This is a genomic window from Flavonifractor sp. HCP28S3_F3, from assembly GCF_052065355.1.
Taxonomy (GTDB): domain Bacteria; phylum Bacillota; class Clostridia; order Oscillospirales; family Oscillospiraceae; genus Flavonifractor.
In genome coordinates this window covers 15,338-36,136 of sequence record NZ_JBQHUF010000006.1, presented here as the reverse complement: position 1 = coordinate 36,136, position 20,799 = coordinate 15,338, and the positions used below count along the sequence as shown (strand labels likewise).

17 protein-coding genes are annotated in these 20,799 nt (G+C 62.6%); 7 read left to right on the top strand and 10 right to left on the bottom strand.

What is annotated here, in order from left to right:
- Positions 1-72 precede the first annotated feature (72 nt).
- Both ACTNB1_RS07405 and ACTNB1_RS07400 read left to right on the top strand, forming a co-directional pair.
- Positions 73-771: a cysteine hydrolase family protein gene (locus tag ACTNB1_RS07405; RefSeq protein WP_441168621.1), complete on the top strand. Its 699-nt coding sequence runs from the start codon at positions 73-75 to the stop codon at positions 769-771.
- Positions 772-811: 40 nt separating this feature from the next.
- A complete protein-coding gene (locus ACTNB1_RS07400; protein WP_441168620.1) occupies positions 812-2,170 on the top strand; it encodes an APC family permease in 1,359 nt (452 codons plus the stop codon).
- A gap of 332 nt (positions 2,171-2,502) precedes the next feature.
- On the opposite strand, the gene nifJ is transcribed toward ACTNB1_RS07400, so the two are convergent.
- On the bottom strand, positions 2,503-6,069 hold the full coding sequence (nifJ, locus tag ACTNB1_RS07395) for a pyruvate:ferredoxin (flavodoxin) oxidoreductase (protein WP_441168619.1): 3,567 nt from the start codon (positions 6,067-6,069) through the stop codon (positions 2,503-2,505).
- A gap of 434 nt (positions 6,070-6,503) precedes the next feature.
- Between nifJ and ACTNB1_RS07390 the strand changes: the two genes are divergently transcribed.
- From ACTNB1_RS07390 to ACTNB1_RS07380, 3 genes are all read left to right on the top strand, one after another.
- The gene (locus tag ACTNB1_RS07390; protein ID WP_441168618.1) at positions 6,504-8,021 is read left to right on the top strand and encodes a YifB family Mg chelatase-like AAA ATPase; all 1,518 of its coding nucleotides are present in this window, start codon (positions 6,504-6,506) and stop codon (positions 8,019-8,021) included.
- Between the two features lie 118 nt (positions 8,022-8,139).
- On the top strand, positions 8,140-9,306 hold the full coding sequence (gene thiI, locus ACTNB1_RS07385) for a tRNA uracil 4-sulfurtransferase ThiI (RefSeq protein WP_441168617.1): 1,167 nt from the start codon (positions 8,140-8,142) through the stop codon (positions 9,304-9,306).
- A 15-nt stretch (positions 9,307-9,321) separates the two neighbouring features.
- Complete coding sequence (locus ACTNB1_RS07380) at positions 9,322-10,578, top strand: competence/damage-inducible protein A (protein ID WP_441168616.1); 1,257 nt, start codon at positions 9,322-9,324, stop codon at positions 10,576-10,578.
- Positions 10,579-10,618: 40 nt separating this feature from the next.
- Here the strand turns inward: ACTNB1_RS07380 and ACTNB1_RS07375 are convergent, their stop codons facing one another.
- From ACTNB1_RS07375 to ACTNB1_RS07360, 4 genes are read right to left on the bottom strand one after another with little or no spacing between them, the layout of a single operon-like run.
- Complete coding sequence (locus ACTNB1_RS07375) at positions 10,619-11,221, bottom strand: hypothetical protein (RefSeq protein WP_441168615.1); 603 nt, start codon at positions 11,219-11,221, stop codon at positions 10,619-10,621.
- A 20-nt stretch (positions 11,222-11,241) separates the two neighbouring features.
- Positions 11,242-12,249 (bottom strand): tRNA 2-thiouridine(34) synthase MnmA, encoded by a 1,008-nt coding sequence (gene mnmA, locus ACTNB1_RS07370; protein WP_441168614.1) that lies wholly within the window; start codon positions 12,247-12,249, stop codon positions 11,242-11,244.
- Positions 12,250-12,258: 9 nt separating this feature from the next.
- A complete protein-coding gene (gene mnmG, locus ACTNB1_RS07365) occupies positions 12,259-14,064 on the bottom strand; it encodes a tRNA uridine-5-carboxymethylaminomethyl(34) synthesis enzyme MnmG (RefSeq protein WP_441168613.1) in 1,806 nt (601 codons plus the stop codon).
- Between the two features lie 16 nt (positions 14,065-14,080).
- Entirely contained in the window at positions 14,081-14,974 is an 894-nt protein-coding gene (locus ACTNB1_RS07360) for a diacylglycerol/lipid kinase family protein (RefSeq protein ID WP_441168612.1), read from the bottom strand.
- A gap of 160 nt (positions 14,975-15,134) precedes the next feature.
- Here ACTNB1_RS07360 and ACTNB1_RS07355 point away from each other — a divergent pair, with 160 nt between their 5' ends.
- Both ACTNB1_RS07355 and ACTNB1_RS07350 read left to right on the top strand, forming a co-directional pair.
- A complete protein-coding gene (locus tag ACTNB1_RS07355) occupies positions 15,135-15,848 on the top strand; it encodes an AzlC family ABC transporter permease (protein ID WP_441168611.1) in 714 nt (237 codons plus the stop codon).
- Positions 15,842-16,174, top strand: a complete 333-nt coding sequence (locus tag ACTNB1_RS07350) for a branched-chain amino acid transporter permease (RefSeq protein ID WP_441168610.1) — start codon at positions 15,842-15,844, stop codon at positions 16,172-16,174. Before ACTNB1_RS07355 ends, ACTNB1_RS07350 begins: the two co-directional genes overlap by 7 nt.
- 204 nt (positions 16,175-16,378) lie before the next feature.
- On the opposite strand, the gene ACTNB1_RS07345 is transcribed toward ACTNB1_RS07350, so the two are convergent.
- From ACTNB1_RS07345 to dtd, 5 genes are read right to left on the bottom strand one after another with little or no spacing between them, the layout of a single operon-like run.
- Positions 16,379-17,209, bottom strand: coding sequence for a P-loop NTPase (locus tag ACTNB1_RS07345; RefSeq protein ID WP_441168609.1), 831 nt, complete (start codon positions 17,207-17,209; stop codon positions 16,379-16,381).
- Positions 17,210-17,241: 32 nt separating this feature from the next.
- On the bottom strand, positions 17,242-18,186 hold the full coding sequence (locus ACTNB1_RS07340) for a uridine kinase family protein (protein WP_441168608.1): 945 nt from the start codon (positions 18,184-18,186) through the stop codon (positions 17,242-17,244).
- A 2-nt stretch (positions 18,187-18,188) separates the two neighbouring features.
- On the bottom strand, positions 18,189-19,676 hold the full coding sequence (hemZ, locus tag ACTNB1_RS07335; RefSeq protein ID WP_441168607.1) for a coproporphyrinogen dehydrogenase HemZ: 1,488 nt from the start codon (positions 19,674-19,676) through the stop codon (positions 18,189-18,191).
- Between the two features lie 29 nt (positions 19,677-19,705).
- Complete coding sequence (locus tag ACTNB1_RS07330) at positions 19,706-20,311, bottom strand: MBL fold metallo-hydrolase (protein ID WP_441168606.1); 606 nt, start codon at positions 20,309-20,311, stop codon at positions 19,706-19,708.
- Positions 20,312-20,329: 18 nt separating this feature from the next.
- Positions 20,330-20,773 (bottom strand): D-aminoacyl-tRNA deacylase, encoded by a 444-nt coding sequence (dtd, locus tag ACTNB1_RS07325; protein WP_441168605.1) that lies wholly within the window; start codon positions 20,771-20,773, stop codon positions 20,330-20,332.
- Positions 20,774-20,799 lie beyond the last annotated feature (26 nt).

Below are 20,799 nucleotides of genomic sequence, written 5' to 3'. Positions count from 1 at the left end.
AAGGCCGTAGTACGCCCTTTTCTATTTTATGCCATTCATTTTTATACTATATTTTTACAAGGAGGATCAGGTATGAAGATTAAGGAAAAATACCGCAGTTTCTACTACGAGACCATGGACGAGGTGCCTGAGCCCAAGATCGACCCCAAAAAGACCGCCCTGCTGCTGGTGGATCTGCAGAACGAATTCGTGCTGCGTGACTTCGGTGAGGCGCTCCAGTTCAAGGCCCAGGGTGAGTGGGAGCGTTGGATTCCCTTCCATGACCGTCTGGACGACATCGTGATCCCCAACAACAAGAAGCTGCTGGATTTCTTCCGCAAGAACAAGATGACCGTCACCTACGGCCGCATCGCCTGCCTGCGTGAGGACGGCGAGGACCGCTCTCCCGTGCAGAAGAGCGAGGGCTGGAACGGCATGCTTCTGCCGGTGAACAGCTACGCCGCTCAGATGATCGACGAGCTCAAGCCCATGGAGAACGAGATCGTGGTGAACAAGACCACCGACAGCGTCACCACCGGCACCAACTACCTGACCCTGCTCCAGTTCATGGGCATCGAGACGGTGGTGGTTACCGGCATCGTTACCGACCAGTGTGTGGCCTGCACCGTCCGCGGCCTGGCCGACGCCGGCTACAAGGTTATCTGCGTGGAGGACGCCTGCGCCGCCGGCAGCATGGAGCTCCACGACGCCGAGCTGAAGATCATGAATGTGATCTACTGCGATGTGCTCTCCACTGACGAGACCATCGCCCTGATTGAAAAGAACCTGTAACAGGTTTTTTTGTGTGCGAGAAAAAGAGGAGTGAAAAACAATGGCAAATGGTTTGAGAAAGGAATTGAAGCTGAGCAGCATGATCGCCATGGCCGCCGGCGGCATGATCGCCGCCTGGATGGTGGAGATCAAGTATTGGTTTGAGCTCAGCGGCGTAGGCTCTGTGCTTTCGCTGCTGACCTGCGCCATCCTGCTGCTGCCCCTGTGCTTCATCTATTCCGAGATGACCAGCATGATGCCCTACGCCGGCGGCCAGAACATCTGGGTCACCAACGCGCTGGGCTGGAACATCGGCTTTGGTGCCTGCTGGCTGGTCATGCTGCTTTACGTCATGGCCATGCCTACCGTGGCCTACGGCATTGCCAGCATGATCGGATATCTGACCCCCATCACCGCCCTGCAGACCAAGGTCGTGGCGGCCATCATTCTGGTGATTTGGTTCTTCCTGACCAACAAGGAGCTGAAGGTGCTGGCCAAGCTGCAGAACATTCTGTTCTGGAGCACCCTGGCGGTGTCCCTGGCTGCCTCCGTCATTTTCATTTTCAGCGGCCAGTGGAGCTTTGAGACCATGCAGCCCATCTTCCCCAACGGCTTCAATGGCTACACCGCCGCCGTGGCTCTGCTCATCATGAAGTTCGTGGGCTTCGACCTGATTCCCCAGCTGTCTGAGGAGGCCAACTTCCCCAAGAAGAACCTGTGGAAGGCCTTCCTGGGCGCCCTGGGCTGCACCGTACTGATTTACGGCATGGCCGTTATCGGCGTGGGCGGCATTGTGGACAACGAGTGGATCGCCCAGACTGACATCGTGGATCCCCGTGTGGCCGACATCATCGGCATGCACTGGCTGGGCGTGGTCATCGTGGTGATGGGCGCTCTCACCTGCATTACCACCCTGTCCTCCTTCTGGCTGAGCGCCTCCCGTATCCTGTACGGCGCCTCCCAGCAGCACCAGATGACCCCCCGCTTCTCCAAGCTGAACAAGAACGGTCAGCCCCAGGTAGCCAACATCGTGGTGGGCATCCTGTCTATCTACTTCACCATCTTCGCTCCCGACGCGTGGGTGAACTACATCTACACCATCTACGGACTGGCGGCCGGCCTGGTTTACCTGCTGGTGGCTATCTCCTTCCTCAAGCTGCGCTCCTCCCACCCCGAGTGGCCCCGTCCCTACAAGATCAAGGCGGGCACCCTGCTTGGCATCCTGGCCATCGCCTTCTGCGTGTGGGTCATCTACTCCTCCGCTATTGCCATGGATATGGGCGCGTGGATCGTGCTGATCATCTACGCTGTGCTGGGCATCCTGCTGTGGATCTATGCCAAGCACATGCAGAAGAAAGACCCTGTCAACTGGGCACCGGTGGAGCTTTCCCCCGATACCGTGAAGGCGGACATCGAGTAACAATCAGACATAGCAAAGGCCCCGGGCAAACAGCCCGGGGCCTTTATTTTACCCATTTCTTATGATCTATCCCGCAGATGGGGACGCCGTGGCAAAACTTTCTTGTAGAGCTCAACCTCGTCGACACAAGCTCCACATCCCTCGCTTCGCCGTATACGGCAAAGCTCTCTCGTTCCGCTGTGTCTCCTCTCCCACCCGCAGTCACTTCATTCGACTGCGGGTGGGCTCCCGCGAGATGCTCGTAGCGCTCCTTGGCGGCCAGCCAAACCCCGAAGAGGCCGCCGCAACAGAAAGACCCCCGGGCAAACGCCCGGGGGTCTTGGTGCTACAACTTACTTGTAGAGCTCGACCAGCTTGGTCAGGTGCTCGTAGCGCTCCTTGGCGGCCTCTTCGTTGCGGGCGAAGAGCTCCTTGGCGCGCTCGGGGAAGGCGCGGGTCAGGGAGGAGTAACGAGCCTCGTTCATCAGGAACTCCTGATAGCCGCCAGCGGGGGCCTTGGAGTCCAGAGTGAAGGGGTTCTTGCCCTCGGCCTTCAGAGCGGGGTTGTACCGGAACAGGTTCCAGTAGCCGCACTCCACAGCCTTCTTCATCTCCATCTGGCAGTTGGCCATGCCGCCCTTGATGCTGTGCATCTCGCAGGGAGCGTAGCCGATGACCAGAGAAGGACCATGATAGCTCTCGGCCTCGGTGATGGCCTTCAGAGTCTGGTTGGGGTTGGCGCCCATGGCGATCTGAGCCACGTAGACGTAGCCATACTGCATGGCGATCTCAGCCAGGCTCTTCTTGGGCTGGGTCTTACCGGCAGCGGCGAACTGAGCCACCTGGCCGATGTTGGAGGACTTGGAAGCCTGTCCGCCGGTGTTGGAGTACACCTCGGTGTCGAACACGAAGATGTTGACGTCCTCACCGGAAGCGATGACGTGATCCAGGCCGCCGTAACCGATGTCGTAGGCCCAGCCGTCGCCGCCGAAGATCCACACGGACTTCTTGTTCAGGTACTCCTTCTCCTTCAGGATCTCGCGCACCAGAGTGCAGGCCTCGCAGGTGCAGCCCTCGCCCTGAGCCTTGTGACCCTCCATGGCGGCGATGTAAGCCTTGGCGGCCTCGCCGTTGGCCACGCCGTCATCCATGGTATCCAGCCACTTCTGAGCAGCAGCGGCGATGGTCTCGTCCACATAGTCGATGGCGATCAGCTTGCGGGTCTGGTCAGCCAGACGGTTGCGGATGGCCTTCTGGCCCAGGTACAGGCCCAGACCGTGCTCAGCGTTATCCTCGAACAGGGAGTTGGCCCAAGCGGGACCCTTGCCCTCCTTGTTGACGGTGTAGGGAGAGGTAGCAGCAGGACCGCCCCAGATGGAGGAGCAGCCGGTGGCGTTGGAGACGAACATCCGCTCGCCGCACACCTGAGTGATCAGGCGGGCATAGGCGGTCTCAGCACAGCCGGCGCAGGAGCCGGAGAACTCAAGCAGAGGCTGCTTGAACTGAGAACCCTTGACGGTGGTGGTGTCCTCCACGTCGGCCTTGGGAGCGACCTTGGCCACCATGTAGTCGAAGACCTCCTGCTGGGCGGCCTGGGACTCCTGAGGCACCATGGTCAGAGCCTTCACGGGGCAGGTGCTCACGCACACGGAGCAGCCCATGCAGTCCAGGGGGCTGACGGCCAGAGCGAACTTGTACACGCCCTTGCCCTTGCCGGCCTTGATGTCCACGATCTTCGCCTGAGCGGGAGCGGCAGCAGCCTCTTCCTCGGTGAGGGCGAAGGGACGGATGGTGGCGTGGGGGCAGACGTAGGAGCACTGGTTGCACTGGATACACTTGGTGGCATCCCACTCGGGCACGTTGACGGCCACGCCGCGCTTCTCGTAAGCAGCAGCGCCCTGGCAGAAGGTGCCGTCCTCATGGCCGTTGGCGAAGGCGGAAACAGGCAGGCTGTCGCCGTCCATGCGGCCCACGGGCTCCATGATCTCCTTGACCATCTTCACGGTAGCGGCATTGCCCTCCAGGTGCTCGACCTCCACCTTGTCCTCGGCGGTAGCCCAGGAGGCGGGGACCTCGAACTTGTGGAACGCGGTGGCGCCCATGTCGATAGCCTTGTGGTTCATATCCACCACGTCCTGACCCTTCTTCAGGTAGGAGTGAGTGGCGGCGTCCTTCATGTACTTGATGGCCTCTTCCTCAGGCATGACCTTGGCCAGCTTGAAGAAGGCGGACTGCAGGATGGTGTTGGTGCGCTTGCCCATGCCGATCTCGATGGCCAGATCGATAGCGTTGATGGTGTAGACCTGGATGTTGTGCTCAGCAATGTAGCGCTTGGCAGCGGCGGGCATGTGGTGATCCAGCTCCTCGTCGCTCCACTGGCAGTTGATCAGGAACACGCCGCCGTCCTTCACGTCGCGGACCATGGGGAAGCCCTTAACGATGTAAGCGGGCACGTGGCAGGCCACGAAGTCAGCCTTGTTGATGTAGTAGGGAGCGCGGATGGGCTGATCGCCGAAGCGCAGGTGGCTGATGGTCACGCCGCCGGTCTTCTTGGAGTCATACTGGAAGTACGCCTGAACGTACTTGTCGGTGTGGTCGCCGATGATCTTGATGGAGTTCTTGTTGGCGCCCACGGTACCGTCGCCGCCCAGACCCCAGAACTTGCACTCGATGGTGCCGGGAGCAGCGGTGTTGGGGGAGGGCTTCTCCTCCAGGGAGGTGAAGGTCACGTCATCCACGATACCCACGGTGAACTGACGCTTGGGCTGATCCTTGGTCAGCTCCTCATACACGGCGAACACGTTGCTGGGCGGGGTGTCCTTGGAGCCCAGGCCGTAGCGGCCGCCGATGATGGTGGCCTGACGCCCAGCGTTGGCGAAGGCGGTGACCACGTCCAGATACAGAGGATCGCCCTGAGCACCGGGCTCCTTGGTGCGGTCCAGAACAGCAATCTTGGTAGCGGTGGCAGGAATGGCCTCCAGCAGCTTGTCGGCGCGGAAAGGCCGGTACAGGCGGACCTTCACCAGGCCCACCTTCTCGCCGTGAGCATTCAGGTAGTCGATGACTTCCTCAGCCACGTCGCAGATGGAGCCCATGGCCACGATAACGCGGTCAGCATCGGGGGCGCCGTAGTAGTTGAACAGCTGATAGTTGGTGCCCAGCTTGGCGTTGACCTTGCCCATGTACTCCTCGACAATGCCGGGAATGGCGTCGTAGTACTTGTTGGCGGCCTCGCGGTGCTGGAAGAAGATGTCGCCGTTCTCGTGAGAACCGCGCATCACGGGACGCTCGGGGTTCAGGGAGCGCTTGCGGAAGGCTTCCACAGCGTCCATGTCCACCATATCGGCCAGGTCCTCGTTGTCCCAGATGGCGATCTTCTGGATCTCGTGAGAGGTCCGGAAACCGTCAAAGAAGTTCAGGAAGGGAACGCGGCCCTTGATGGCGGCCAGGTGGGCAACGGCGCCCAGATCCATGACCTCCTGGGGGTTGGACTCACACAGCATGGCAAAACCGGTCTGACGGCAAGCCATGACGTCGGAGTGATCACCGAAGATGTTCAGAGCGTGGGTAGCCACGGTACGAGCGGACACGTGGAACACGCAGGGCATCAGCTCGCCGGCCAGCTTGTACATGTTGGGGATCATGAGCAGCAGACCCTGAGAAGCGGTGTAAGTAGTGGTCAGAGCACCGGCGGCCAGGGAGCCGTGGACGGTACCGGCAGCACCGGCCTCAGACTGCATCTCCACCACGTTGACGGTGGTGCCGAAGATGTTCTTGCGGCCCTGAGCAGCCCACTGGTCCACGTTGTCAGCCATGGGGCTGGACGGAGTGATGGGGTAGATGCCAGCGACTTCAGTGAAGGCATAGGACACATGAGCAGCAGCGGTGTTGCCGTCCATGGTTTTCAGCTTTCTCGCCATTGAAACGATTCCTCCTTTTCGTTTTTCCAGGGCAATGGGAATCTGTCCCCGTTTCCCCTCAGAACCGGGCCCGATTCCCATTACCCTGGCAGTTCCCATTTGTTTACAGGCATAGGCTCCTAAAACGCCTTCATTTTATCACCATCCAATCGGTTTGTAAATCAATTCTTACTTTAAAACAAAAATTTTCTGTTATGCTCCAAAAACAGGTTAGCTTTTGTGAGTTTTGCCACTAAAATGCGGAAAAACAAGGGGTACGCCCCAGTCGGAAAATGAAACTGAATGTACTGAAACGAGCAGTTTAAGAAGTTATGCTAATGACACAATAAGCACGGTTGAATAAAGGGAAAAATCAGCGCCGGCCAGAAGACTTTCCACCGGGCCGGGGATGTGGTATAATCAACCATCAGATGTGTGGGAAAGGCGGTGGTTTCGTGCTGTGCGAGGTGCGCTCATTGGGGCTGTCCGGCGTCTCGGGCTACGAGGTGCGGGCCGAGTGCGACCTGTCCGGCGGCCTGCCCGCCTTCGAGATCGTGGGTCTGCCCGACGCGGCGGTGAAGGAGGCCCGGGACCGGGTGCGCGCCGCCGTAAAAAACTGCGGCTTTGCCTTTCCCGTCTCCCGCATCACGGTGAATCTGGCTCCCGCCGACCGGAAAAAGGGAGGCACCATGTATGACCTGCCCATTCTGGTGGGGGTGCTGGCCGCCGGCGGGCAGCTGAAGCCGCCGGACCCCAACAGCGCCTTTGTGGGAGAGCTGTCTCTGTCCGGCAGGCTGCGGCCTGTGGCGGGCATGCTGCCCATGGCTCTGGCCGCCAGGGCAGCGGGAATTACTACCTTATATGTACCCGCACCCTCCGCCGCCGAGGCCACTCTGGCAGGAGGACTGACGGTGTACCCGGTGGAGGATGTGGGACAGCTGGCCGCCCACCTGCGGGGAGAGGCCCTCATTGCACCTGCCCAACCCTGGACGCCTGGGGCGGAGGATCTGGCCTGTCCCGACTTCGCCGACGTGAAGGGGCAGGAGAACGCCAAACGGGCCCTGGAGATCGCCGCCGCCGGCGGGCATAATATCGCCATGGTGGGCCCGCCGGGGTCGGGCAAGTCCATGCTGGCCCGGCGTCTGCCCTCCATCCTGCCCGACCTGTCCCGGAAGGAGGCCATGGAGGCCACCGCCGTCCACTCGGTGATGGGCCTCACCGATGCTCAGCACCCTCTGCTGCTCAAGCGGCCCTTCCGGTCTCCCCACCACTCCATCTCCGCCACCGGCATGGCAGGGGGCGGCTCTCCCATCCCCAGGCCCGGGGAGATCTCCCTGGCCCACAACGGAGTGCTCTTTCTGGATGAGCTGCCTGAGTTCCATAAGGACGTGCTGGAGGTGCTCCGCCAGCCTCTGGAGGAGGGCCAGGTGGTCATCAGCCGGGCGGCGGGCAGCGAGAAGTTCCCCGCCCGCTTTATGCTGGTGTGCGCCATGAACCCCTGCAAGTGCGGCTGGTACGGCTACTCGGACCGGTGCCGGTGCTCGGCCCAGTCGGTGGAAAAGTACCTGGGCAAGCTGTCGGGGCCTCTGCTGGACCGGGTGGACCTCTATGTGGAGGTGCCGCCCCTGGAATTTGACGAGCTGTCCCGGCGGCCCCAGGCCGAATCCTCCGCCGCCATCAAGGCCCGGGTGGACGCCGCCCGGGCGATTCAGGCCGCCCGCTTCGGCCCAGACGGCCCGGCGTGCAACGCCCAGATGGGTCCCAAAGAGCTGGGGGAATACTGTATTCTGGACGAGGGCGGCACCGCCCTCATCAAAGGCGCCTTTGACCGGATGGGCCTCACTGCCCGCAGCTATGACCGCATCCTGCGGGTGGCCCGCACCATCGCCGACCTGGACGGAGCCAAGCAGATCGGTGTGGAGCACCTGGCCGAAGCCATCCAGTACCGGGAGAGCGCCCTGCTCCGACGGTAACACTGGAACTTGTGTATGATGGGAGGAACATGATATGTGGATCCTTGCGCTGCTTCTCTTGCCGGTGTTAATTATTTTAGATGTGTCAAAACGATATAAATAAAAAGGAGAACTACCATTGAACGAGATCATTTTGTTAAAGCTGGGCGAGCTGGTGCTGAAGGGCCTGAATCGCCGCACCTTTGAGGACCGGCTCATTGCCAACGCCAAGCGCCGCCTGCGTCCCCACGGGGATTTTAAGGTGTACTCCAAGCAGTCCACCATGTATGTGGAGCCCAAGAACGACGACTGCGATCTGGACGGGGCCTGGGAGGCCATGACCAAGCTGTTCGGCGTGGTGGGTCTCAGCCGGGCCCGGGCCTGCGAGAAGGACGCCGACGCCATGCTCAACACCGCCATCGAGTATCTGGGTGACAAGCTGGCCGCCGCCCGTACCTTTAAGGTGGAGTCCAAGCGGGCGGACAAGAGCTTCCCCATGACCTCCATCCAGCTGTCCCAGTACGTGGGCGGCGAGCTAGACGAGAAATATCCCAACCTGAAGGTGGACGTCCACAACCCGGAGCTGACGGTGTATCTGGAAGTGCGGGACTACGCCGCCTACGTCCACGCCGACCCGGAGCCGGGCGCCGGCGGCCTGCCGGTGGGCGTGGGAGGCCGGGCGGTGAGCCTGCTCTCCGGCGGCATCGACTCCCCCGTGGCCTCCTGGATGATCGCCAAGCGGGGTATTGCCCTGGAAATGGTCCACTTCTTCTCCTATCCCTACACCTCTGAGGAGGCCAAGCAGAAGGTGCTGGATCTGGCCAAGCTGCTCACCCCCTGGTGCGGACGGCTCACCGTCCATGTGGTGCCCTTTACGGAGATCCAGGAGGAGCTGCGCCGGAAGTGCCCCGAGGAGCTGTTTACCGTCCTCATGCGCCGGTTTATGATGCGCATTGCCGAACGGGTGGCCCAGCGCTGCGGTGCCGGCGCCATTGTCACCGGCGAGTGCCTGGGCCAGGTGGCCAGCCAGACCATGGAGGCCATGCGGGCCACCACCGCCGTCTGCTCCCTGCCCATCCTGCGGCCTGTGGTGGGCATGGATAAGGAGGAGATCGTCCGCATCGCCCGCAAGATCAACACCTTTGAGACCTCCATTCTGCCCTACGAGGACTGCTGCACCGTGTTCACCCCCCGCCATCCCCGCCTGCGCCCCGTGCTGGGCGAGCTGGAGGCCGCCGAGGAGGCTCTGGATGTGGAGAGCCTGGTAAACGCCGCCGTGGAGGGCATCGAGCGCATTCAAGTGTAAAGGAAGTGCATTCCCATGTCTCATACCGCTGAACTGATTGCGGTAGGTACCGAGCTGCTGCTGGGCAACATTGCAAATACCGACGCCCAGATGATTTCCGAGGCATTGTCCGCCCTGGGCATCAACGTCTACTACCACACGGTGGTGGGTGACAATCCCCAGCGGCTCAAATCCGCCGTGGAGATCGCCAAGGGCCGGGCGGATATCATCATCACCACCGGCGGCCTGGGTCCCACCTGCGATGACCTGACCAAAAACGTGCTGGCCCAGTGCTTTGGCAAGCAGCTGGTGTTCCATGAGCCCTCCGCCAAGCGGATCGAGGACTATTTCCGCACCCTCCACCCCACCCGGCCCATGACGGAGAACAACTACCAGCAGGCCATGCTGCCCGAGGGCTGTACCGTGCTGGACAACGACTGGGGCACCGCCCCCGGCGTGGCTTTTGAGGCCGACGGGGTGCGGGTCATTATGCTCCCCGGTCCGCCCCGGGAGTGCCGGGCCATGCTCACCTACCGGGTAATCCCCTACCTGAAGGAGCTGTCCGACGGGGTCATCGCCTCCCGCACCCTCAAGCTGTTCGGCATCGGGGAGTCGGCCATGGAGGCCCAGCTGCGGGACAAAATGAACGCCATGACCAACCCCACCCTGGCCCCCTACGCTAAGGAGGGGGAGTGCGAGCTGCGCATCACCGCCAAGGCGGACACCGTGGAGGCGGCTCACGCCCTCATTGACCCGGTGGAAGCCGACCTGAAGGCCCACTTCGGGCCTCTGGTGTACGGGGTGGACGTACCCAGTCTGGAGGCGACGGCTTTCGCCCTGCTGAAGGAGAAGGGGCTCACTCTGGGTACCGCCGAGAGCTGCACCGGCGGCCTGGCCGCCAAGCGTTTTACCGACCTGCCCGGCGCCTCCGCCGTCTTCCGGGGCGGCGTGGTAAGCTACGCCACCGAGGTGAAGCACACCGTCCTGGGTGTGGACCAGGCTTTGCTGGATCAGTACGGCGCGGTGAGCGAGCCCACGGCCCGGGCCATGGCTGAGGGAGCCCGGAAGGTGCTGGGCTGTGACCTGGCTCTCTCCTTCACCGGCGTGGCGGGGCCTGACCCCGACGAGCGGGGCAACCCGGTGGGCCTGGTGTTCATCGGCCTGGCCACCCCGGAAGGCACCTGGGTGCGGCAGGTCAATCTGACCCGTGGCCGCCAGCGTATCCGCCACATTGCCGCCAGCCACGGCTTTGATTTGGTGCGGCGGTACCTCACCGGCCTGGAACTGAAATAAAAAAGAAGCCTGTCATTCCGAGGAATGACAGGCTTCTTTTTTAGCCTTCCACAGTAAGGGCCACGGCGTAGGCCCGGTCATAGCTGTTGAGTTGTCCGGCATTGGTGAAGGTGTCGGGCAGAGTGGCGGAACGCACCCCGTCTCCGCTGTCGTACACCTCCAGATAAAGAGGCACCCGCTCACCGGCCACCAGCTCCTGGGGAGCGTCCATCCATACCCAGCTCCGGCCGGAGTTCAGATCCCGGTCCATGCCCTCCACCTGGGGAGCGTAGCTGTACTTGGAGCTGCCGTCCTGGAAGTTGACGGTGATCTTGTTGCCGCTGAGCACGATGCCCAGCCGCAGGGTCTCCGACGAGCTGGAGGACAGGCCGCCCTCCGCCAGGGTCTGCCAGGCCCCGTCCTCCCAGGACAGCACCTCGATGGTGCAGCCGGTCATGTCCTCGCCCATGCCGCAGGCGTACAGACCGTACTCCCCGTCGGTGCCCGCGATCAGATCCAGCAGGGCGCTCTCCTCCTCGCTGAGGGTCAGAGGAGCCACCTGATGGGCAGCGGCGGCGCTCTCTTCCGGGTTTTTGTCCCCGCGTCCGGCGCAGCCGGTGAGCAGTACGGCCAGGGCCAGGGGGATCAGCAGCAGCTTTTTCATGCAAAAGACTTCCTTTCTCTCTATACGATCCAGGCGGAGCCTACCACGGCATCCCCCTGATAGAATACCGCCAGCTGTCCCGGCGTGGGAGCCCGGGCGGGGGTCTTCATGTCCAGACGGATGCCGTCACCCTCGGGGGAAAGGACGGCCTCCTGCTCGGTGCGGGAGTGGCGCAGGCGCACCGCCACCTCCATAGGCTCCGTCAGGGTTTCCACGGCGATCCAGTTGGGCTGCACGCCCCGAACCACGTCCCGGCCCAGGTCGGTGCCGTCAGAGAGCACCACCTCGTTGGTCTCCGGCCGGATGGCCGACACATAGTACCGGTGTGGGCCGGAGACGCCCAATCCTCGTCCCTGACCCAGGGTATAGTGGTGGATGCCCTTGTGGCGGGCCAGCACGTTGCCTTCTTTGTCCACAAAATTGCCTTCTGGTGTGGAAAACCCGTGTTCCTCCAGCCAGGCGGCATAGTCCCCGCTGGGGATAAAGCAGATCTCCATGGAGTCGGGCTTGTCCGCCACCGGGACGCCAAATTCCCGGGCCAGCCCCCGAACCTCCCGTTTTTCGTAATTTCCAAGAGGAAAAATTACGCTTTGTAATTGCTTTCTGGTGAGCCGGGCCAGCATATAGGACTGGTCATTGGCGGGGCGGCCCTTTTTCAGCACACCGTTTTCCACATTGGCATAGTGCCCGGTGGAGACGTATTTGGCTCCGATCTCCTCCGCCAGCCGGAACAGGGCGGGGAACTTCACCGTGGGATTGCACATGGCGCAGGGCAGCGGGGTATGGCCCGCCAGGTATCCGGCGGCGAAGGGGGCGCACACCTCCCGTTCCAGTTCCTGCCGGATATCCGCAATTTTCAGGGGGATGCCCAGTCGGTCGGCCACGGCGGCGGCGTCAGCCGCTCCGGTGCCGCCCAGGCCGATGTCCAGATACAGGCCGGTGACGGCAAAGCCCTGCCGGGCTAAGAGGGTGGCCGCCACGGCGGAGTCCACCCCGCCGGACAGGCCCAAAACAACGGGTTGCTTCATAGATGCTCCTTATTTCTCCAAAAATACCAGCAGCACCGCCACATCCGCCGGGCTGACCCCGGAAATGCGGCTGGCCTGGCCCAGGTTCAGGGGCCGGATGCGGTCCAGCTTCTGCCGGGCTTCCAGCCGCAGGCCCTCCATGTGGAGATAGTCCAGGTCGGCTGGCAGGGGCCGGTCTTCCATCTTCCGCTGCTCCGCCACCTGGCGCAGCTGCCGGTCGATGTATCCCTGATATTTTACCGCAATTTCCACCGCCTCAGTCACCTCATGGGGCAGGGCGGGCCGGTCGGGATCTACCGCGGCCAGACTTTCATAGCTGTTCTCCGGGCGGCGCAGCAGGTCGCACAGCCGCCCGTCCTTGGTGCCGGTGTGCTCCAGGCGGCGTATCTCCTTGTCCACGGCGGCGTATTTTGCTTCTACCTCCGCCATGCGTTGGTCGCTGACCAGGCCGATGGCGTGGCCGATGGGACACAGCCGCCGGTCGGCGTTGTCCTGCCGGTGGAGGAGGCGATACTCCGTCCGGGAGGTCATCATCCGGTAGGGCTCGTCGGTGCCTTTGGTCACCAGGTCATCGATAAGCACTCCGATGTACCCCTGGTCCCGCCGCAGAATCAGCGGCTCCCGGCCCAAAATCTTCAAAGCGGCGTTGACACCCGCCACAAAGCCCTGGACGGCGGCCTCCTCATACCCGGAGGAGCCGTTGAACTGCCCAGCGCCGTACAGGCCGGGCACTTTTTTGTGCTCCAGGGTGGGCAGCAGCTCGGTGGGGTCCACGCAGTCGTACTCGATGGCGTAGGCGGGCCGGGTCATCTCGGCCTGCTCCAGGCCGGGGATGGTGTGGAGCATCTCCACCTGCACGTCCTCCGGCAGAGAGGAGGAAAAGCCCTGGATGTACAGCTCCTCGGTGTTCAGCCCCATGGGCTCCACAAAGAGCTGGTGCCGCTCCTTGTCGGGGAAGCGGACGATCTTGGTCTCGATGGAGGGGCAGTACCGGGGACCCACTCCCTCGATGGTGCCATCGTACAGGGGAGAGCGGTCCAGGTTGGCCCGGATCACTTCGTGGGTGCGCTCGTTGGTATAGGTCAGCCAGCACACCGCCCGGTTTTCCGGCGGGATCTTGGTTTCAAAGGAGAAGGGCAGAACCTCCTCATCCCCCGGCTGAAGCTCCATTTTGGAAAAATCCACGCTGCGGGCGTTGACCCGAGGCGGGGTGCCTGTCTTGAACCGCCGGAGGGACAGCCCCAGCTTTTCCAGGCAGGAAGTGAGGGAGTTGGCGGCGGCCAGGCCGTCAGGCCCGGAATCCCGGGTGACCTCTCCCACGATGGTGCGGCCCCCCAGATAGGTGCCGGAGGCAATAACAGCGGCCTTCACCTGATACACCGCCCCGTAGACGGTGCGCACGGCGGACACATGGCCGTTTTCCGTATAAATATCGGTAATCTCCACCTGCTTCACCCACAGGTTTTCCTGCCGTTCCAGGGTGTGCTTCATCACCTCCTGGTACCGACGCCGGTCGGCCTGGGCCCGGAGGGACCACACCGCCGGGCCTTTGCCCCGGTTCAGGAGCCGGTACTGGATGCAGGCCTGGTCGGCCGCCCGCGCCATCTCGCCTCCCAGGGCGTCCAGCTCCCGCACCAGGTGGCCCTTGCCGGTGCCGCCGATGGCCGGGTTGCAGGGCATGTTGCCCACCGCGTCCAGGTTGACGGTGAAGCACAGGGTGCGCAGACCCAGCCGGGCGGCGGCCAATGCCGCCTCGATGCCCGCGTGGCCCGCGCCGATCACCGCAATGTCATAAGTTCCCGCTTGATAGTCCATCTGTGTGTATTCCTTCTTACTTTCCGTATACGATGGTCACCGCCTGCTTGTGGTTGACGATCTCCGCCGTCTGGCAGCTGCCGCCGAACTCCCCGTCCAGGGTCCAGTCAATGGGCTCCTGGGCGGTGATCTTCAGTTTGGTGGTGCGGAAGCAGGTGACCAGACCCCCGTCGTCGGGAGCCATGGTGGTCAGGCTCTTGAGAATGCCCTGGAGCTGGAGAGGATTCTGGGGCTGGCGCACCAGAGCCACCTCGAACAGGCCGTCGTCCAGATCCACCGGCTGGGCGGGGGTGCCCTTGAAGCCGCCCACCGACACGGTGTTGGAGATCATGCCGTAGCAGAAGCCGTCGGTGACCGTTCCGCCGTCGTACTCCACCGTCATGGGGTAAGGGTGGATGGAGCCCAGCCGGGTGGCGCCCTCCAGCACGTAGGCCAGGTGGCCCAGCAGATTCTTGGCCTGCTGGGGGGTGTTGTAGGCCACGTCGGTAAAGGCACCGAAGGCGGCGATATAGATAAAGCTCTGCCCGTTAAAGGAGCCGATATCCACCGGCCGCGGGAAGCCCGCCGCCGCCACGGCGGCGTCCTCATTCAGGGAGCCGGGCAGGCTCAGATTCTTGGCAAAGTCATTGGTGGTGCCCGCCGGCACATAGCCCACCTGGGGCCGGGCCTCCCGGGGCAGCTCCATCAGACCGCTGACCACCTCATGCAGGGTGCCGTCGCCGCCGGAGCACACAATGCGTTTGAATTCACCCGCCCGGTCCCTGGCGGTGGCGGCGGCGTCCCCGGGGCCGCGGGTGGGGTGGACGGTCACATCCCAGTCCGCCGTCAGCGCGTCCAGAATGGGGGCCAGCTTGCCCCGCAGCATCCCCTTGCCCGCATGCAGATTGTAGAGAAACAGCAGTTTGTCCATAGACACGCTCCTCGTATCGTTTACTGAGTATTATACAGATTTTTTCTGAAAAAACAACGTGCTGTGTGGCGGGAACACAAAATTGCGCCGCCGCTATTGCTTTTCCCTGCTAAAGTGTGTAAAATGAAAAACCAACCACAGAAAAAGGAAGTGACCGACCATGGACCGCAAAGCCCTGGCCGCCGCCTTTCCGGTGACGGTGCCGGTGCTGATGGGCTACCTGGCTATCGGCATGGCGTTTGGCTTTATGCTCCAGGCCATTGGATATAACTTCATCTGGGCCTTTTTTATGAGCCTGACTATCTACGCCGGTTCGGGCCAGTATCTGGGGGTGAGCCTGCTGGCCGCCGCCGCCTCTCTGGGCACAGTGGCTCTCATGACCCTGCTGATCAACTTCCGGCACCTGGTGTACGGCCTGTCCATGCTGGAAAAATTCCGGGGTATGGGCTGGCGGAAGTTTTACATGATCTTCTCCCTCACTGACGAGACCTATGCGCTCCTGTCCTCCGCCCAGGCTCCGGTGGGGGTGGACCCCAAAAACTTCTACTTCTCCATCGCCCTGCTGGACCAGAGCTACTGGATCCTGGGGTCGGTGATCGGCGCGGTGGCGGGGGAGATCCTCCCCATCAGCACCGAGGGCATCGACTTCGCCATGACCGCTCTCTTTGTGGTCATCGCCGTGGACCAGTGGAAGGCCTATCAAAAACACCTGCCCGCCTTCATCGGCGGCATCGTCACCATCGTATGCCTGCTGATTTTGGGTCAGATCTTCGGCCAGCAGCAGATGCTCATCGTCTCCCTGGCGGTGATCGTGGTGCTGCTGCTGATCCTGCGGGACAAGCTGGAGGATAAGGAGGAGGAAAAAGCATGCTGACCACTGCCGGTGCCATTGCCGCCATCGCGGTGATGGCTGTCGTCACCTTCCTCACCCGGGCCCTGCCCTTCCTCCTCTTCGACCGGGGCTCCGCGCCCCCCAAGATCGTGCTTTACCTGGGCCGGGTGCTTCCCCCCGCCATCATCGCCATGCTCATCATCTACTGCCTGAAGGACCTGTCCTTCCTGTCCGTGGGCGGCTGGGTACCTCAGCTGGTGTCGGTGGCGGTGGTGGTGGCTCTCCACCTCTGGAAGCACAACAACCTGCTGAGTATTTTCGGCGGTACGATTTTATACATGGTTTTGGTACAGACGGTATTCGCATGAAAAGCGGGCGGCCAGAGGCCGCCCGTCTTTTTTGTCCCCAAACGCAGAAGCACAGGCCCGCCGCCTACGCGGGCCTGTGCTTCCGGAATTGAAAGAAGAGAGGAAAGAGAGGGAGTGTGGTCTTTTCTGACCACGGTCTTATCCTAAAGCCCGGCTGTGAACCTGTTTTGAACCGGATGTGAACGATTTGTGAAAACCCTTCCCTCAGCCTTCCTGAGCTGCCAGCTCCTGGGCCACCTGGGTCAGATAGTTAGGCTCAAAGTCCTCGATGCGGCCGCTGTCGCAGGCGGCAGCCACTGCCGGATCGATGGGCAGACGGGCCAGCACCTTCAGGCCCAGGTCGGCGGCCACCTGCTCGATGTGGCTCTCGCCGAAGATGTTGTGCTGCTTGCCGCAGTCGGGGCACTGGAAGTAGGAGTAGTTCTCCACCAGACCCAGCACGGGGATGTGCATCATCTCGGCCATCTTCACCGCCTTGGTGACGATCATGCTCACCAGGTCCTGGGGAGAGGTGACCACCACGATGCCGTCGATGGGCAGGGACTGGAACACGGTCAGGGGCACGTCGCCCGTTCCGGGAGGCATATCCACGAACATATAGTCCACGTCGCCCCAGATCACGTCGGTCCAGAACTGCTTCACCGCACCGGCGATGACGGGGCCGCGCCACACCACGGGGTCGGTCTCATGCTCGGTGAGCAGGTTCAGGCTCATGATCTCGATGCCGGTGCGGGTCTGGGCGGGATAGATGCCCAGCTCGCTGCCCTCGGCCCGGGTGTGGACACCGAAGGCGGTGGGGATGGAGGGGCCGGTGATATCGGCGTCCAGCACGCCCACGGATTTGCCCAGACGGCGCATGGCCACCGCCAGGGAGGAGGTCACCAGGCTCTTGCCCACGCCTCCCTTGCCGCTGACCACGGCGATGACCTTGCCCACGTGGGACAGGCCGTTCACCGGCACATGGAGATCCTGGGGCTCGGTGCGCTCCCCGCAGTTCTCACCGCAGGTGGAGCAGTTGTGGGTACATTCTGACATCTTGTTTTTCCTTCTTTCGTGAATTGTAGGATTTAATATTGATAGCTGCCCCCGCCGATGAACTCCCGGATCAGGGATTCGGGGGCTACCAGGGTCTGATCCACCGGCTCAAAGTACCGGAAGGAATCCACCAGATCGTGGAACTCCCTGTACCGGGGGTTGTCCTTGGGTACCTGATCCACCGCTTTGCCCAGGGCCTCGGCGTAGTTGGCAAACACCGACGGCTCGTAGGGCAGGGAGGAGTCAATGATGATATTGGCCCGGTTTTTGAAGGGGGATATGTAGGTTTTTTCACCCCGGCGGACATTATACCACATCATCAGCGTTTCCAACAGGTCTGTGCCTCTAAAATTATAGTCCCGGACGGCCCGGCGGGAAATGCGCATCCAGGTACCCTTGAAGCGCAGCTCCTCCCCCTCCAGCACGTTGGAGCGGGCGGAGATGTACAGCCCCGTGGCCTCGGGATGGCGGCCGAAGATGTCGTCGTTGAGGGCGTGGATGCCCTCGAAAATGGCGATCTCGTTCTTGTCCAGCTTCAGGAAGGTGCCCCGGCTGTCGTTGCGCATCTGCCGGGCAAACTCATACTTGGGCACCACCACCCACTCCCCGCGGGAGAGCCTGCTGAAGGTGTCGTCCAGCAGGTCCAGGTCCAGCAGGAGAGGGGACTCGTAGTCGATGTCCCCTTCCGGTGTCCGGGGCGCCGTCTTGCGGTTGAGGGTTTTGTAATAGTTGTCCATGGAGATGGTGTGGGTGTTCACCCCCCGGCGCTCCAGCTCCTGCTCCAGCTTAAGGGCAGTAGTGGTCTTGCCCGAGCCGGAGGGGCCGGAGAGGAGCACGATGGGGCTGACCTTCATCCGCTCCAGGATGCGATCCACGGCGGCGTTGATGCGCCCCTGATAGGCGGCGTCGCAGGTCTCCAGAAAACCCTTGGGGTCGGTGCGCAGGCCGTGGTTGATCTCACTGAGCTGATAGGGCATGGTCATCCCTCCTGTTCTGACCGGCAGAAGCGGACCACCTGCTCCTTCTCGGCGCAGACGGTGTCGATCCGCTCCAGATATTCCTTGGGGTACTTGGGGTTGGCGATGCGGACAATGTGTCCGGCTTCGGCATCCACCAGTTTGGTCATGCCGCCGCCCCCCAGAGATAATATGGTGTGCAGTTCCTCCATCATGCAGATGTTGTAGAGGCTTTCCGTCCCCGGCAGGCACCAGCCCACATTTTCAAAGGAGCCGGACATGTACTTCTGCCGGTAGAGGTAGTAGGGCAGCTGCCCCGCCTGCCGCAGAGCCGACCAGGCATAGTCCAGCATGGCGGCCACGTCGGCGCCGGAGGGAATGGCGGAGCCCTCCTCCATCAGCCGGGAGCCCTTTTTCAGGGCCAGGGTGTGGACGGTGATGTTTTCCGGCCCCAGAGCCAGCACCTGGTCCAGGGAGGATCGGAAGCCGTCCACCGTGTCGGCGGGCAGTCCGGCGATGAGATCCATGTTGACGCAGGGGATACCGCTCTCCCGCACCAGGTCATAGGCCCGCAGGATGTCGGCCGCCCGGTGGGAGCGGCCCATGGCGGAGAGCACATGGTCGGCCATAGTCTGGGGATTCACCGACACCCGGCCGCAGCCCCGCTTGGCCAGCACTGTCAGCTTTTCCCGGGTAATGGTGTCCGGCCGTCCGGCCTCCACCGTGTACTCGGTGCAGCCCGACAGGTCCATGTGGTCGGCAAGTTCCCCCATCAGCCGGTCCAGCTGGGGTGCGTTGAGGGTGGTGGGGGTACCGCCGCCGAAGTAGATGGTGCGCACACGCAGCCCCGCCTCCTCCAGCACCTTGCCGGTGGCGGCGATTTCCTGGGAAAGGGCGTCCAGGAAGGGGTCAATGAGCTTTAACGACTTCCCCACGTCGGCGGACACGAAGGAGCAGTAGGCGCACCGGGTGGGGCAGAAGGGGATGCCCACATAGAGGGACACTTCCTTGGGCTCCAGGGACGCCTTGGCCGCCAGGGAGGCCCGGGCGCAGTCCATAGCCAGCTGCCGCCGGAGGGGAGAGACGTGGTAGGTGTCTTTCAGCACCCGCTCGGCCTGGGCGGCGGTGGCTCCGGCCAGCATGGCCTTGGTGGGGATCTTCACCGGCCGTACTCCGGTGAGGGCGCCCCAGGGGGGCTCGTATCCCAGCAGGGTGGTGCCCGCCTCGTAAAAGGCCAGCTTCAGAATCTGCTGAAAGGCCCGGTCACTGGCCACCTTGTCTCCCGCAGGCGGCAGGGAGCACCGCCGGGTCTTCCGGCAGCTTTTCCCCCGCCAGGTGAGGGCGGCGGAGGCGGTAGCCCACTGTGCTCCCGTGCTCAGGGTGAGCACCAGATGGTCCTCACCCTCCTCCGGTGCCCCGTCGGGATATTCCGGCCGCTGGTCAGGGAACAGGGTCAATAACATCTGCTCGGCGGCGTATTTGTAGTCGTGGCCGTGAAAGTACAGCTTCATAGTGTGGAAAATCCTTTCCTGGGAAATGATTACCCCATGGCCTCCTGCATATAGTAGTTGCTCCGCCGCTCGGCCTCCAGAGAGGAGGTGCCCATGTGGCCGGGGAGCACGTGGCAGTCGCCGGGCAGCTGGCCCAGCCGCTTGAGGGAGGCCATGATCTCGTCATAGGAGCCGCCGGGAAAGTCGGTGCGGCCCATGGAGCCCTGGAACAGGGTGTCTCCGGTAAAGAGGGCGTCCTCCACCTTCAGGCACACCCCGCCGGGGGTGTGGCCGGGGGTGTGGAGCACGGAGATGGTGAGGCTGCCCAGCGTCAGGGTGTCCCCCTCGTCATAGGGCACGGTGGGCACGCCGATGGCGGGGAACACGTTGGTGCCCAGCAGGGCGGCGTCGGCGGGGTGGAGATACACCGGCACGTCGGGCAGAGCCTTGTGGAGGGCGGCCACGCCGCCGGTGTGGTCAAAGTGGGCGTGGGTCAGCAGGATGAGCTTGACCTCCATCCCGTCGGCCTGGACCTGAGCCAGCACCCGATCCCCCTCTCCGCCGGGATCGATGATAGCGGCGGAATTGGTGGTCTCGTCCTCCAGCAGGTAGCAGTTGGTGCCCAGCTCTCCCACGTGCATGATCTTGATCTTCATTCCGTTCACCTCGTCCTGTTACATGGTGTCGGTGTCCAGCAGGATGGTCACCGGGCCGTCGTTCTGGGAAAAGACCTGCATGTCCGCGCCGAACTCGCCGTGCTGGACGTTGAAGCCCTTAGCGGCGCACTCGGCCATGAATTTCTCGTACAGGGGGATGGCAATGTCCGGCTTGGCGGCCCCGGTGAAGCCGGGGCGGCGGGACTTGGTGTCGGCGTACAGGGTGAACTGGCTCACCACCAGCAGGGAACCCCCCACCGCCTCCAGATTCAGGTTCATCTTCTCATTCTCGTCCTCGAAGATGCGCAGGCCGCACACCTTGTCGGCCATCTTCACCGCCTGGGCCTCGGTGTCGTTGGGGCCGACCCCCAGCAGCACCAGAAAGCCCTGGCCGATCTCTCCGTTCACCTTCCCGTCGATGGTGACGGAGGCGTTCTTCACTCTGGTTACAACTGCGCGCATAGCAGATCATTCCTTTCTGAGCGTTC

Bases quoted from the DNA above. Each gene is read 5' to 3' on its own strand.
- ACTNB1_RS07350 (WP_441168610.1), top strand. From the start codon at position 15,842: ATGCTGACCACTGCCGGTGCCATTGCCGCCATCGCGGTGATGGCTGTC.
- ACTNB1_RS07355 (WP_441168611.1), top strand. From the start codon at position 15,135: ATGGACCGCAAAGCCCTGGCCGCCGCCTTTCCGGTGACGGTGCCGGTG.
- ACTNB1_RS07360 (WP_441168612.1), bottom strand. From the start codon at position 14,974: ATGGACAAACTGCTGTTTCTCTACAATCTGCATGCGGGCAAGGGGATG.
- mnmG (WP_441168613.1), bottom strand. From the start codon at position 14,064: ATGGACTATCAAGCGGGAACTTATGACATTGCGGTGATCGGCGCGGGC.
- hemZ (WP_441168607.1), bottom strand. From the start codon at position 19,676: ATGAAGCTGTACTTTCACGGCCACGACTACAAATACGCCGCCGAGCAG.
- mnmA (WP_441168614.1), bottom strand. From the start codon at position 12,249: ATGAAGCAACCCGTTGTTTTGGGCCTGTCCGGCGGGGTGGACTCCGCC.
- ACTNB1_RS07405 (WP_441168621.1), top strand. From the start codon at position 73: ATGAAGATTAAGGAAAAATACCGCAGTTTCTACTACGAGACCATGGAC.
- nifJ (WP_441168619.1), bottom strand. From the start codon at position 6,069: ATGGCGAGAAAGCTGAAAACCATGGACGGCAACACCGCTGCTGCTCAT.
- ACTNB1_RS07345 (WP_441168609.1), bottom strand. From the start codon at position 17,209: ATGTCAGAATGTACCCACAACTGCTCCACCTGCGGTGAGAACTGCGGG.
- ACTNB1_RS07400 (WP_441168620.1), top strand. From the start codon at position 812: ATGGCAAATGGTTTGAGAAAGGAATTGAAGCTGAGCAGCATGATCGCC.
- ACTNB1_RS07330 (WP_441168606.1), bottom strand. From the start codon at position 20,311: ATGAAGATCAAGATCATGCACGTGGGAGAGCTGGGCACCAACTGCTAC.
- dtd (WP_441168605.1), bottom strand. From the start codon at position 20,773: ATGCGCGCAGTTGTAACCAGAGTGAAGAACGCCTCCGTCACCATCGAC.
- ACTNB1_RS07375 (WP_441168615.1), bottom strand. From the start codon at position 11,221: ATGAAAAAGCTGCTGCTGATCCCCCTGGCCCTGGCCGTACTGCTCACC.
- ACTNB1_RS07380 (WP_441168616.1), top strand. From the start codon at position 9,322: ATGTCTCATACCGCTGAACTGATTGCGGTAGGTACCGAGCTGCTGCTG.
- ACTNB1_RS07340 (WP_441168608.1), bottom strand. From the start codon at position 18,186: ATGCCCTATCAGCTCAGTGAGATCAACCACGGCCTGCGCACCGACCCC.